Source organism: Corallococcus macrosporus (assembly GCF_017302985.1).
Taxonomy (GTDB): Bacteria; Myxococcota; Myxococcia; order Myxococcales; family Myxococcaceae; genus Corallococcus; species Corallococcus macrosporus_A.
Window position 1 is genome coordinate 224,049 of record NZ_JAFIMU010000009.1, and the last position, 13,000, is coordinate 237,048.

Genomic DNA, 13,000 nt, shown 5'->3' on the forward strand with positions numbered 1-13,000 from the left:
CGCGCCCCGGCCCTCCCTGGCGGATGGCGGTGCTCAGTTCTGGAGCTGGAGCGTCACCGTGGCCGGAACAGGCGTGCAGTGACACGCGTCGCACGTCCACTCCACGCGCTGGGCGGGCGTCACGTGCGAGCCCGCCGTGGCCACCACGCGGATGGGGCTGGGCGCGAGCGTTTCGTTGATGGCCGTGGTGACGCCCCGGTCATCCGTCACGCCGGTGATGCTGACGTTGCTCTCCAGGTTGGTGGCCGTCACGGACGCGCCCTGGATGTACGCGCCGTCCGCCGACATCACCTCCACGCGCAGCGACATCGGCTCCGCGCAGGTGTCCTCGTGCCGGTTCGCGCTGGGGGCGTCATCACAGCCCGTCAGCAGCACGCTCGCGAGGAGCCCCAACCACCCATACGTCCTCAACTGCTTTCCCATCCCCACGCCCCCAACCCGTCCCATGCAAGGAATCTGGTACCGGGGGACGGGTGCTGCAATGCGTGTGTCAGGCGGCGGGCGTCAGTCGCGCATGGGCAAAACGTGCGGCATCCGTGTCCGGATATCGATGCAGGATGTACCGGTAGATTTCCTCCGCGCGCACCGCGTTTCCCAACTTTTCCCCCTGCACGCGCGCCAGGAACACCAATGCGCGCGGCGCGGTGGGTTCATCCGGCGCCGCGTCCGCCGCGGCTTCCAACGCTTTGACCGACAGTGGGAAATCTCCTTCCACCGCCGCGGCCTGGCCAATGAACAGATGGTGCGCCGGCGAAAGTTTCAGCCGGGGCACGACGTGCAGCACGCCGTACAGCGCCAGCGCCTTCGCCACGTCGCGCGCCTCCACCGCCGCGCCCAGCTCCGCCAGCCGCTGGTCGCGGGTGGCCTCGGCCTCGGCGGCGGAGGGCTCCGGGGCCGGGAGCCCCGGGGACTCGCGCAGCGCCGTGGGCACGCGCTGGGGCGCGGTGTCTCCCAGGGTGGGCTCCAGGAACTCGCGCGCGGGCAGGTAGCCCAGCGCGTCCCCGTGCACGTACAGCACGCGCCCCAGCAGGCTCGCGGCGCAGAAGGGCATCAGGCAGGTGAGCACCTGCGCGATGAGTCCGGACACGAACGGAAGCCCCAGCTCCACGACCCAGGCCGCGCACCCGCGCAGCACGCCGTGGACCGAGGCCAGCACCACGAACACCCCCGTCACGAGCCCCGCATCGCGCCCCAGCGCCCGCAGGCAGCCGAGCGTGCGCACGGGGTTCAGCGCGGCGCGCACCGACTGTGTGGCGGCGGCCAGCAAGAGCGCCCACGGCAGCCACAGCAGGCCCAGGCCCGCGAGTGCCCAGAAGAGCGCGTTGCCTCGCACCTCGGGCAACCACAGGGTGTCCAGCGGGTAGAGGAACCGGACGACGATGGCGAAGCCGGACACGGGCGGCAGCAGGTGCCACGCGTGCACGAGCGCGGGCAGGAAGACGCCCACGGTGACGCCCAGGCCGCGCAGGCCCGGCAGGAGGTTGTCCTGGACGAGGCTGGTGAAGCCCGGGCCCTCGGGATCCGCGTCGCCCCGGGCCGTGCCGCGCACGAGCGAGAAGAAGGCGGACCAGAAGACGCCCAGCGCGAGCGTCAGGGGCAGCACGTGGAGGATGCGCACGCCCACCGCGAACATGTGCAGCACGGCCAGCATCACGCTGACGGCGATGAGCGTCTGCAGGCCCGGTCCGGTGAAGGGAAAGCGCAGGGAGTCCAGCAGCCGGGTCCGGAGGGCGGCTCCCGAGCGTGAGCGCAGGAGCACGTTCGCCGTGCCCTCGCACCGGCCGCACACGGCGTACTCCACCGTGCCCGTGCGCCGCAGCTCCACGCACGCGGGGCACAGCAGGGCCTCGCAGTGTTCACAGCGCCAGCCGGCGGCGGCGTCCGGGTGGCCGGTACAGCGGGGTGGGGCGGGGAGGGACGTGGCCATGCGGCCGGCAAGCCTACGCCGGGCCGGGAGTCTCATCCCAGGGGGCGCCCAGCCACGCCTGGAACGCGGCCTTCTGCGCGTCGCTGGGGCGCTCCACGCGCTGGAGCCACGCGGCGTCCGCGGGCTTCTGGCCCAGCACCACCGGCACCTCCAGCAGGCGGTCGCGGCGGAACAGCGTCACCCGCACGGTGTCGCCGGGGCGCTTGTCCTCGCAGCGGGCGATGAGCCCCGCGCCGTCCACGCGCCAGCCGTCCAGCGCCACCACGTCGTCCTCCGGATACAGGCCGGCCTCCAGCGCGGGCGTGCCCTCCGGCACGGTGGACAGCGTGGAGGAGCCGCGCACCGTGACGCCCAGCCAGCCCTTCGGCCGGGGCTCGCCCTTGAGGCGCGGCGGCGTGCCGCCCTTGTCGTTGGGGGCCTCCCGCACGCGGAAGGACAGCTCCAGCCCCACGTGCGCGAAGACGCCGTAGTCCAGGTCGTCCGTGGAGCGCACCGCCCGGTCGAAGAAGGGCGTCAGGTCCACGCCCGCCACCTCGCTCGCGGCCTTCTCCACGCCGTCCTCCGGCACGCCGGAGCCGTCGCCATGGCGTTGCCACAAGAGCCGCATGACGTCATCCAGGCTCTTCGCGTCGCGGGTGGCGCGGCGCACCTCCAGGTCCAGCAGCGCGCACACCACCTCGCCCTTCAGGTAGTAGGAGATGGCGCTGTTGGTGGAGTGCTCGTCCGGGCGGTAGTGCTTCACCCAGCTGACGAGCGACGCCTCGGTGAGCGTCTGCACGCGGCGCCCCGGCGTGGAGTGCAGCAGGCTGAGCGTCTCCCCCAGGCGGGCCAGGTAGCGCGGGGCGGACATCAGGCCCGCGCGGCGCACGAAGAGGTTGTCGTAGTAGGCGGTGCCGCCCTCGAAGGCCCACAAGAGCGTGGTGTAGTTCTCCTGCGAGTAGTCGAACGGCACCAGCGCGCGCGGCTTCACCCGCTTGATGTTCCACAGGTGGAAGTACTCGTGCGCCACCAGCGTGAGGAAGTCCTCCCAGCCCCGGTGCGTGGACAGGCCCGTGCGCGGGAAGAGCAGCGCGGTGGAGGCCTGGTGCTCCAGGCCGCCGCGCCCCTTGTCGGTGAGGTAGACGAGGAACAGGTAGCGCTTGAGCGGCAGGCCTTCGTACATGCGCGCCTGGGCTTCACAGATGCGCTGCATGTCCGCGCACAGCCGGTCCGCGTCCGGCACGCTGTCGCCCCACACCACCACTTCATGCGGCACGCCCGCGGCGGTGAAGGTGAGCGGCGTGTGCGGGCCCACCTCGAAGGGGCTGTCCACGAGCGCGTCGTAGTCCGGCGCGTGGAAGGTGGCCCCTTCCGAGTCCAGCGCGCAGAACGTGCGCCAGCCCTGCGGCGCGTCCACGGTGACGTGGTGGGGCAGGGCGCGCGTGCCTTCCGTGTAGAGGAACACGGTGGCGCCGTTGAAGTACGCGTGGCTGCCGTCCAGGTGGCTGGTGCGCACGGACAGCTCGTTCGCGTAGACGCGGTAGCGCAGCGTGACGGCCTGGCCCTTCGCCTCCACGCGCCAGGTGCGCTTGTCCACGCGGCGCACCGGCAGGGGCTGTCCGTCCGGCCCCTGCGCGGTGACGTCCTGCACCTGGCGGGCGTACTCGCGCACCAGGTAGCTGCCCGGCGTCCACACCGGCATCACCGCGTCGAGCACGTCAGGCCCGGCGGGGAAGGCGGCCTCCACCTCGAACAGGTGCGCATGCGGGCGGGGCATGGCGACGTGGTAGCGGACGGCGAGCGGCATGGACGGAGGGCCTTTCTTCCTTTGGGGACGGCGGGGTTACTTCGCCTTGACGAGCACGGCGCCGAAGAAGCCGTCGGTGCCGTGGGTGTGCGGGGCCAGCCGCAGGAAGGGGCCGGGCCCCAGCTTCGCGCCCAGCTCCGCGCCCAGCACCTCCGCCACGGGCCGCACGCTGAAGTCGGGGTGCTTGGAGAGGAAGTCCTCCACCACCTCCTCGTTCTCCTCGCGCAGCACGCTGCACGTGCCGTAGATGAGCCGGCCGCCGGGCTTCACCAGCATGGCGAAGCGCGCGAGCAGCGCCTTCTGCCGGCCCACGTGCATCTCCAGGTCCTCCGGCGTGAGGCGGTATCTCGCGTCCGGCTTGCGGCGGAAGGTGCCGGTGCCGCTGCACGGCGCGTCCACCAGCACGCGGTCCGCCAGCCCCTTCAGCGGCGTGAGTGCGGCGTCCGCGTCCGGGCCCTCATGGGGGATGAGCTGCGTGCGCACGTTGTGCACGCCGGCGCGGCGCGCGCGCTTGCGCAGGTCCTCCATGCGGCCCTCGTCCACGTCGAGCGCGTGCAGGTCCCCGCGGTTCTTCATCTGCGCGGCCAGTTGAAGCGTCTTGCCGCCCGCGCCCGCGCACGCGTCCACCACGCGGGTGGGCGGCGCGTCCACGAGCATGCCCAGGAGCTGGCTGCCCTCGTCTTGAATCTCGAAGCCCCCGTCCTTGAAGTCCTGGAGGGAGAAGAGGTTGAGCCGCGTCTCCATGACGAGGCCGAACGGGGACAGCGTGGTGGGCTTCGTGGACTCCACGTCCTCCGCGGCCAGGCGCTCCTGGAGCTGGGCGCGGTCGCCCTTGAGCGTGTTGGCGCGGACGATGAGCGGGGCGCGCTCGTTCATGGCCTCCGCCGCGCGCGCGGCGTCCTTGCCGAAGACGGCGCGGAAGCGGTCCGCGAGGAAGTCCGGCAGCGACGCGGCGATGGGGAAGCGCTTCGCCTCCGGCAGGCCGTCCAGCTCCGCGGCGGCGTCCGGCAGGCGGTCGAGCACGGACACGTCCGGGCCGGTGAGCCCGCTGGAGCGCGCGACGTAGGTGGGGTCCTCGCCGTGGAGGATGCGGGACGCGGCCAGCCGCATGACGTCCTGGCGCGTGGGGTCCAGCGCGTCGAACTTCCGGTGCGACTTCTCCAGGAGGAAGTCCACGGTGCGCTGGCGGCGCAGGAGCGCGTAGACGCGCTCGGCCACGGCGCGGCGCTCGGTGGAGTAGAGGGCCGTCTTGCGGCGCAGTACGAACTCCAGCGCGCGGTCGGACAGGCGGCCCTCGCGGCGCACGCCGCCGTAGGCCTCCAGACAGGCCTGGAGGACCAGGTCCTCGCGCAGGGGGCGGTTGGGGTTGGGGCGCGCGCGTTCGTGCTGGGCGCGGCTCATCTTCGGTTTGTCAGCGCGTCCCTTGGCGTCCTTGCGCTTCTTCGGAGCGCCAGGGCGGGACGAACGGGGCCCGCCCGGCTTGGGGGCGCCGCCGCGGGAAGGTCCAGGCTTGCGAGTCGTGGCCATGTCGCATGGGCCTTCGCATCCCCCGGGCAGCCTTGACAAGCGGGGAACGCAAAAGACGCCCCCGGAAGGCCCTGGAGGGACCGGCCGGAGGCGTCCAGGCGCCACTTCAGGGGGCTTTCCGGGACCTGCCGTCCGCCCCCCGGCCCGGCGGGGTGGACCCACTGGTCCGACTGTCGGACCAGTTGAGTCCGGGCGCCTCCGGGGAGAGGGCTCAGCGGTTCCGGCGACGGCGGCGCATGAGGCCGGCGACGAGGGCGGCCGCGGCCGGAATCAGGGCGGCGGATGGGCCGGCGGTGCAGCCTCCGGCCCCGTTCGCGTCATCAGCCCCGGGCGTGACGCCTGGCGTCGTGGGCGTGGCCGGAACCTCGGGGCGGGGGTCGGGGTCGGACGGCGTGGTGCCGGGATCCTCGCCGGAGCCCGTGCCGGGGTCGGTGGTGCCGGTGCCGCTGGACGCCACGGTGACGACGGTGGTGGCGGTCAGGGGGGAGGCGCCCTGGACGGTAGCCGTGGCCGTCACCGTGTAGGTGCCGGCCTGGGCGAAGACGTGCTGGGCCTGGGGGCCCTGCGCGGTGGCGCCGTCGCCGAAGTCCCAGGTGACGGTGGCGCCGGACTGGGAGGCCGTCGCGGTGAACGCGGCAGTGTGGGGCGCGGTGCCGCTGGCGCTGTCGACGGCGACGTTCAGCGTGCCCTGGGGCGCTTCCGGCTGCGCGGGCAGCGTCTTGGAGAGGGTGAACGAGTCCAGGACGCCGCCATCCGTCTTCACGAGCTTCGCGGTGAGGTTGCCCTCCACGACGTCCACATCGAGGAAGCCATGGGCCGCGTCGTCGCGGATGACGCTCCAGGATGGGCGCGACGTGGCGAATTCACGCAGCGTGGCGCCGCCGCCGCCGACGACGAGGTAGGGGATGCCCGTCTCGTTCTTGCCGGCCTCGGCGTCACCGAGCATGGGCTTGCTGCGCTCGTAGTCGTGGTCATGGCCGGTGAGGACCAGGTCCACGCCGTACTTCTCGAACAGCGGGCCGAACTGGCGGCGCATGGTGAGCTGCGAGCCGTGCTCGCCGCTGGACCAGGACGGGTGGTGGAAGAAGACGACCTTCCACGGCTGCGTGGTGGCGGCCAGGTCCTTCTCCACGAACGCCTTCTGCGCGGCGAGCGTGCACTTGCTCGAGGACGCCAGGCCCACGGCGCAGTTCGAGTCGATGGACACGAAGTGCACGTGGCCCCAGTCGAACGAGTAGTAGCGCTCCGAGCCCTCCGCGTTGTTCGTGGGCAGGTAGAGGTTGTCCAGGTAGGGCTGGGCCTCGTTGGTCACGTACTCATGGTTGCCGGGCGTGGCGAACATGGGCACCTGCGCGAGCAGGGCGGCCATGGGGGTGAAGAGGTTCGTCTGGAATTCGGTCTCGGTGCCGGACGCGTAGGCGTTGTCACCCAGGGCGACGAAGAGCTCCGGCTTGTTGGTGAGCATGGAGGCGGCGACCTTCCTCTGGTCGCTGCCGCCGGTGCCGAAGTCGCCCACGGCGGCGAAGTGCACGCGCCGCGTGCCGGGCACGGGGGCGGTGCTGAACGTCTTCGCCGGGGTCGTCTCACCGCACGCGTCCACGGAGTACGTATAGGAGGTGCCCGGAGACAGGCCGGTGAGGACCACGGCGTGGATCTTCGCGGTGGCCGTGGAGCGCGCCGTCTGGCCGGTGTCGCCCACGCCGTAGCGCACCTGGGCGCTGGAGCAGCTCGACGCCGTGCGGAACGCGACGGTGGCGGTGTCGGGGCCCACCTTCTGCAGGTAGGGATCACGCGGCAGGGCGAGCGCGTCACCCGAGGCAAAGCCCCCGACGAACAGGGCAGCCAGGGCAGCGAGCGAGAGAGACTTCGTCCGGTCCATGAATCCTCCGGCCCGAGACATTCGGGACCGGGGCGCAACGGTTCATGGCTCAACGTTCATCCGAAAATCAGGCAGCCGGGGGTAGGCAGGCGTGCGGGCGCTGGCTGCGGCTGAAAGGCAGACAGCAGGGCGTGTATTGCCTGTTTCAGCCCAGGCGCGTACAGGGCGCCGCCTTGCGGAGTCCGGGGGCTGCGTTACCCCTGAAGACATGACCGAAGTCCACTCCCAGACCCGTGAGTACACGCTCCCCGAGGGTTGCCCCGTGTGCGAGTCGGACCTGCCGGTGCGCGTGACGGCGACCGGTCCGAACGCGGTCTGCACGCACTGCGGCTGGATGGGCCGCCCGTTCATCACCGTGACGCACAACGGCCTGCGCGTGTCGTACGACGACACCGCGCGAGCCTGAGCAGCGCCAAAGGGCTGCCGTCCGTCATGAGAAAGCCCGGGCCGGCGCATCGCTCGCGCCAACCCGGGCTTCAATCCCAGACAGGTGGACCCTGGGCCTACGGCTTCTTGATGTCGTAGGAGACCAGTTCCTCCGTCCGCTCACCTTCCTCGCGGACCTTGCCCACGCCGGGGACCAGCCAGTACCTGCGCTGCTTCTCCTCCTTCACCTCGCCGCTCTTGTTCAGCTTGTCGCGCTGGACCTTGATGGCGTTGGTGAACGTGCCCGCGGGCGTCGTCACCGTCACGTCCTTCTCCAGGACCTTCCAGACGTAGGTCGGATCCTTCCCCTCCGTCCCGCCCGCGGAATAGGTGATCAGCTCGCGCACCTTGTCCTGGTGCTCCCAGGGCACGGAGGCCGGCGTCACCGCCAGGGACTTCATCATCGCCGGGGACCAGGTCGTCGCCTTCGTGGGCTGGCCGTCCGTGACGTCCTCCTCGCGCAGGCGCACCACCACGCCGGACGTCAGCTCCAACTGCCAGGAGTTCTCCTCGTAGACCGTGCCCGTCAGCGTGCGGTCCTGCTTGCTGTGCACCTTGACCGCCGTCATGGTCGTGCCGGGCACCGCCTCCGGGCCCTGCACCGTCACCACCTTGTTGAAGACGCCTTCCTGCTCATCGGTGATGCGGTAGGTCCACGTGGAGCCCGTCGTCAGCGGCCACAGCGTCGTCAGCTCGGCCTGCTGATCCGGCTTCGTGCCGCCGCCCGTGCTCGGGTCCACCGGGTTGCCCGGCAGGTCCACCGTGCCGTCCGGGTTCGTCGTGGGCGAGCCCGGATCATTCCCCGTGGGCAGGCTGCCCCCGCCGCCACCACACGCGGCCAGCGCTCCACACGCCGCGAACAGCACCGCCAGCTTCCTGAACTTCATGCCATCTCCTCCCGCGCGCCCTTCGCGCTCACCGCCGTCCACCGCAGGCCCCTCAAGGGCGCCCCTTCCGTCCGTCCCAACGCCGCCGCCAGGCTTCCAGGCTCCGGCTCCTCCACTTCCAGTTCCACGCGCCGCGCGGAGAAGTCCAACGCGCAGCTCTTCACCATCACGTTGCGCTCGCCCAGCGCCGTCCTCAGCGTGGCCTCCGCGCGCACCAGGTCGTCCGCCTGCGCGGACACCACCAGCCGCTGCTTCGGCTCCTTCGCCGCCACGGCCTTCTTCTCGAACAGGTCCAGCACGAAGAGCAGCACCGCCACGAACATCGTGCCCACGAACGCCAGCACCAGGTTCCCGTGGCCGCACGCCATGCCCAGGCCAATCACCAGGAACAGGATGGCCGCGTCACGCGGATCCTTCAGGCCGGAGCGGAACCGCACGAACCCGCCCAGGCCCACCAGTCCGAAGGCCTTCGCCACGCTGTTGCCAATCACCGCGGTAATCACGGCCGCCGCCGCGCAGAGGAGGATCTGCGCCTGCACCATCTCCACCTTCGGCAGCGGCTTGCCCAGCACCAGCCGCCAGGGCCGCGACGACAACAGCGCGCCAATCACCGCCGACGCCACCAGCCGGGGGAGGATGGCCCCCATCGACAGCGCCTGAAGCTCCTGCTCCACGTCCTGGAACAGCGCTCCGAATGGACCTTCCATGGGCGTCATGCCTCCTGCCGCCCGGCGTCCACGCCCAGCGTCTCCGCCAGTGCCCGCGCCGACCGCTGCGCCTGCTCCAGCAGCCGCGCCTGCGCCACCACCGCGTATGCGTTGCGCAGCACCGGCAGCTTCCCGGCCTGCTCCTCCAGGATGCGATCCAGCAGCGCCCGCGTCTCCGCCTCCAGCGGCAGCCCGCGCATCGACGACACCACCGTCGCCGGCCACCGGCGCGCCGCGGAGGCCCGCAGCTTCCATGCGCGCGGCGAGTCCATCCCGTCCACGGAGTCCAGCGCCTCCTTCGTCAGCGCGGCGCCGCGCTCACGCATGGCCCAGGCGCGCGGCGTGTCCACGCCGGTGAGCGAGCGCAGCACCAGCTTCAGCGCTCCCTTCTCCAGTTGCTCCCGCAGCCCCACGGCCACCGGCGTCTCCAGGCCCGTGGTGCTCTTGAGCACCGCCAGCCGGTCATGCGGAATCAGCGCCTCACGCAGCGCGTCCGCGCGCTCCGTGGCCAGGCCGCCCAGGCTGCGCGCCACCTCCGAGTACAGCTTGCGCTGCATGCCCGCCTCGCGGACCACCCAGGACTCCTCGCCGTCCACGCCGGCCAGGCCCAGCAGCACCGCCGCCAGGTGTCCGTCCTTCAGACCGCGCTCGCGCAGCGCCCACGCCTCCGGCGAGTCCTGGCGCTTGAGCCCCTCCAGCACCGCCGCCGGCGCCTGCGCGTACAGCCGCTGCCGCAGCGCGTGCGAGCGCGGGGAGGTCACGAACCCCAGCCCCTCCGCCACGTCCACCGGCACGCTCGCGGACAGCACGTCGCGCAGCGTCCACGCCGTGTCGTCATCCAGCCCCGTCAGGCTGCGGGCCACGAGCCCTGGCAGCCGCTCCGCGTACGCCAGCCGGCGCTGGTGCGCGGGCAGGCCCGGGATGCCGTTGAGCAGCCACGCGGCCAGCTGCGGCTCGCGCGCCTCCAGGCCGTCCACCGCGTGGAAGAAGCGCTCCTCCACGTCGTCCACGCACGCCAGGCCCGGCGGCGGCGGGGTGGGGGCGGGGACCAGCCGCTGCACCGGCTGCTCACGGCCCTCCAGCCGCGCGACGACGGCCTCCACCAGGCGCTGCTCCAGCACGCGCAGCGGCTGATCATTGTTCTCCAGGATGATCCACCGCGCGGGGTCCCTGCGGGCCTGCGCGAGGAACGCCTCGCGCACGCGCACCGCCAGCCCCGCGCCGACGAGGCCCTTGCGGCTGTCGGAGTCGTTCACCTTGCCGCTCTGCACCTTGCCCAGCCGCTTGCGCAGCCGCGCCAGGTCCGGATCCACGTCCACCAGGATGACCAGGTCCGGCCACAGCCCCTGCGAGGCCAGCTCGCAGGAGGGCAGCAGCTGCTCCTCCTTCAGGCCGCGCCCGCCGCCCGTCAGCGCGAGCTGCGAGTAGAGGTAGCGGTCGGTGATGCACACCTCGCCACGCTTGAGCGCGGGCGCGATGACCTCCTCCAGTTGTTGCGCGTCGCGGGCCAGGTTCAGGAAGAACTCGGCGCGAGGACCCATCTCCAGGAGCCGCGCGTCGCGCGTCAGCTCACGGATGCGCCGCGCGGTGGGCGACTGCAATTCGCCGCCTTCGCGCGCGTGCGCGACCTTGTAGCCCAGCCGCTTGAGCCGGGACGCGAGCAGGTTGGACAGCGTCGTCTTGCCGCTGCCGTCAATGCCTTCGAAATCGATGAACACGGTGCCCTAACCCCCTACGACCCCAACGCCACCTGAAGCGAAGGCATGCACCCGCGCCATGCCTTCCGCGAACTTGCTGTACGCCGCCGGGCCCCCCGGATTGAGGGCCGACAGCCACTCGGGCAATTCCGCCCCGAGGTGCTTCACCTCCAACACCACCCGCGAGTCCTCCCACACGGGCAGCCCCAGCCGCTCCACCGTCAGCGCCGTGGGCGACAGGGCCAGCTCCGGTGACACGGCGTGGAAGCCGATGTCCCGGTCCACCGTCACCCGCCACTCCTGCGACACCTGGTACACGTGCCGCCGGTACGTCACCGCCAGCACCGGGGACAGGCTGCCTCCGGTGAAGAGCGGCAGGAGGCTCACGCCGCCCCGGATGGCCCGGCCCAGCTCCGAGCGGGGCACCCACACGCGCCGCTTCTGCGTGAGGCCATTGCGCTCGCGCTTCACCTCCAGCACCACGCGCTCGCGGCCCGCCGCGCCCACGTCCGGCGAGTACTCCTTCGTCCTCACCTTGAGGCAGTCCTCCGGCGTGGTCAGCGCGCGCGCCGTCAGCGGATAGCCCTGCTTGTCGAAGTACACGGACACGATGCGCGTGGGCGGCGGCAGCACCCCGCCCAACTCCTGCGACAGCCGCGAGCAGACCGCCTTGGCCTCGGAGGCCTCCAGCACGCGCTTGAACTCACGCCGCAGCTTCGTCACTTCACCTTCAGCGAACGAGATCATCTCCAGGTCTCCTCACCGGAAGCGGGTGGCGAGCTGCAACGACAGCTCGAGCGCGGGCGCCACGTCCCCCGGCCGGAGCGCACGCTCCGCCTGGACCTGCGCCTTGAAGGAATCCGCCAACAACACGTTGAAGCCCCCCGTCAACGAATGCCCCTGTGCCTGGATGCCACCTTGCAACTGCAGTGCCTCCGCGCCCACCACCGGCTGCACCGCCCAGCCCTCGCGGCCCACCGGCACCGTCCAGGAGGCCAGCACCGACTGCGAGCGGAACGGCCCCAGCGCCAGCCGGCCCGCCGCGGCCTCACCCGTCAGCGTCAGCCCCCAGAGCGTCAGCTCCGCGTCCGCCGCCGTCGCGTACTGCTTCGTCCCGTCGATGACCTGCGTGAGGTACGTGCTGGTGCCCAGCGTGAGGAACTTGAACGGGCGGATGCTCAGGCGCGCGGAGCCGTCCTCGCTCAGCCGCTTCCCGGTCGCGTCCTCGCCGCCCTCGAAGAGGCCCGCGGACAGCTTCAGGCCCCACGCCTCCTTGAGGCGCAGCTCGCCCATCAGCCCCAGGCGCCGGCCGCCCAGCGCGTTGGTCTCCGTGAGGTAGTCCTCCACGAGCCCGCGCTCCTGGATGGGCAGCCGCCACGCCGACTCCTGCGAGCGCTGGAGGAAGGGCGACTTGAAGCGGCCCGCGTACAGGCGCAGCCGCTTGGCGTCATCCGCCAGGCGCACGAAGGCGTCCTTGAGAATCGTCTTGGAGGCGAGGTCCGCGCTCACCTCCGCTTCCAGGTTGGACAGCGACGCGGCCACGCCCACGCGCGCGGACTCGATGCCCAGGTCGCGCTCGTACTTCTGCCGCTCGTCGGCGGCGGCGCGCGCGAACACGCGGCCGAACACGCGGATCCGCTGCTGGGGACCGCCCTTGTCGTCCACCTTGTCCGCTTCGTCCGGCGCCTCGCCCAGCGTGTCCGCCTTGGGGCCGGTGTCCTTCTTCTTCTTCTTGCCCGGCACCGCCGCGTCCGGCACCGGCGCGCCCGGCTCCGTCACCTGCTCCGGCGCGCCCATGACGGGCCCCTGCGAACCGCCCGGCATCGCCTGCGCCACCGCGCCGTCCAGCGCGTCGCCGTCTCCGGAGACCTCCAGCGGTTGATCCGCATCCGCCGCCGCGTCCTCATCCGGTTCCGGTGCCGCGCTAGCGACCGCCGGCAGGCCCAGGAGGACCGCGACGAGCAGCCCCCGCCGCCACCCCTTCTGCTCCAGCCCCCTCCCGCCCATGCCCGATGTCTCCCCGCCCCGGAAATGCCCACGCCATCCGACCCTGACGCCTGCTCTCCCGTGCAACCCTGGTGCCCAGGGCAGGGACGTGCACTGCCGGACATCCGGAAGGGGCTCGCGGGGCGGATGCCCCGTGACGTGGACGTGACGAGACCCA

The 13,000-nt window shown here is 72.0% G+C and carries 11 protein-coding genes; 1 reads left to right on the plus strand and 10 read right to left on the minus strand.

Annotation, left to right across the window (positions count from 1 at the left end; genetic code table 11):
* Window positions 1-33: 33 nt before the first annotated feature.
* The 5 genes from JYK02_RS28970 to JYK02_RS28990 all read right to left on the minus strand — a co-directional run bounded on the left by JYK02_RS28970 (window position 34) and on the right by JYK02_RS28990 (window position 7,119).
* Entirely contained in the window at window positions 34-423 is a 390-nt protein-coding gene (locus JYK02_RS28970) for a carboxypeptidase-like regulatory domain-containing protein (RefSeq protein WP_242589317.1), read from the minus strand.
* Window positions 424-490: 67 nt separating this feature from the next.
* A complete protein-coding gene (locus tag JYK02_RS28975) occupies window positions 491-1,927 on the minus strand; it encodes a tetratricopeptide repeat protein (protein WP_207055884.1) in 1,437 nt (478 codons plus the stop codon).
* Between the two features lie 13 nt (window positions 1,928-1,940).
* Entirely contained in the window at window positions 1,941-3,713 is a 1,773-nt protein-coding gene (locus JYK02_RS28980) for a M61 family metallopeptidase (protein ID WP_207055886.1), read from the minus strand.
* A gap of 36 nt (window positions 3,714-3,749) precedes the next feature.
* Window positions 3,750-5,240 (minus strand): transcription antitermination factor NusB, encoded by a 1,491-nt coding sequence (locus tag JYK02_RS28985; RefSeq protein ID WP_431603508.1) that lies wholly within the window; start codon window positions 5,238-5,240, stop codon window positions 3,750-3,752.
* A 211-nt stretch (window positions 5,241-5,451) separates the two neighbouring features.
* Window positions 5,452-7,119, minus strand: coding sequence for a metallophosphoesterase (locus JYK02_RS28990; protein ID WP_207055888.1), 1,668 nt, complete (start codon window positions 7,117-7,119; stop codon window positions 5,452-5,454).
* Window positions 7,120-7,327: 208 nt separating this feature from the next.
* Here JYK02_RS28990 and JYK02_RS28995 point away from each other — a divergent pair, with 208 nt between their 5' ends.
* Window positions 7,328-7,525, plus strand: a complete 198-nt coding sequence (locus JYK02_RS28995) for a hypothetical protein (RefSeq protein WP_207055889.1) — start codon at window positions 7,328-7,330, stop codon at window positions 7,523-7,525.
* 97 nt (window positions 7,526-7,622) lie between these two features.
* Here JYK02_RS28995 and JYK02_RS29000 read toward each other — a convergent pair whose 3' ends face one another.
* From JYK02_RS29000 to JYK02_RS40535, 5 genes are read right to left on the minus strand one after another with little or no spacing between them, the layout of a single operon-like run.
* A complete protein-coding gene (locus JYK02_RS29000; protein ID WP_207055890.1) occupies window positions 7,623-8,432 on the minus strand; it encodes a hypothetical protein in 810 nt (269 codons plus the stop codon).
* Window positions 8,429-9,139 carry a DUF4956 domain-containing protein gene (locus JYK02_RS29005; protein ID WP_207055891.1) on the minus strand — a complete coding sequence of 237 codons (711 nt, stop codon included), beginning with the start codon at window positions 9,137-9,139 and terminating at the stop codon, window positions 8,429-8,431. Before JYK02_RS29005 ends, JYK02_RS29000 begins: the two co-directional genes overlap by 4 nt.
* Before the next feature lie 5 nt (window positions 9,140-9,144).
* On the minus strand, window positions 9,145-10,857 hold the full coding sequence (tmk, locus tag JYK02_RS29010; RefSeq protein ID WP_207055892.1) for a dTMP kinase: 1,713 nt from the start codon (window positions 10,855-10,857) through the stop codon (window positions 9,145-9,147).
* Window positions 10,858-10,863: 6 nt separating this feature from the next.
* Window positions 10,864-11,583, minus strand: a complete 720-nt coding sequence (locus JYK02_RS29015; protein ID WP_207055893.1) for a VTC domain-containing protein — start codon at window positions 11,581-11,583, stop codon at window positions 10,864-10,866.
* A gap of 12 nt (window positions 11,584-11,595) precedes the next feature.
* Window positions 11,596-12,843 carry a hypothetical protein gene (locus JYK02_RS40535; RefSeq protein ID WP_207055894.1) on the minus strand — a complete coding sequence of 416 codons (1,248 nt, stop codon included), beginning with the start codon at window positions 12,841-12,843 and terminating at the stop codon, window positions 11,596-11,598.
* Between the last annotated feature and the right edge of the window lie 157 nt (window positions 12,844-13,000).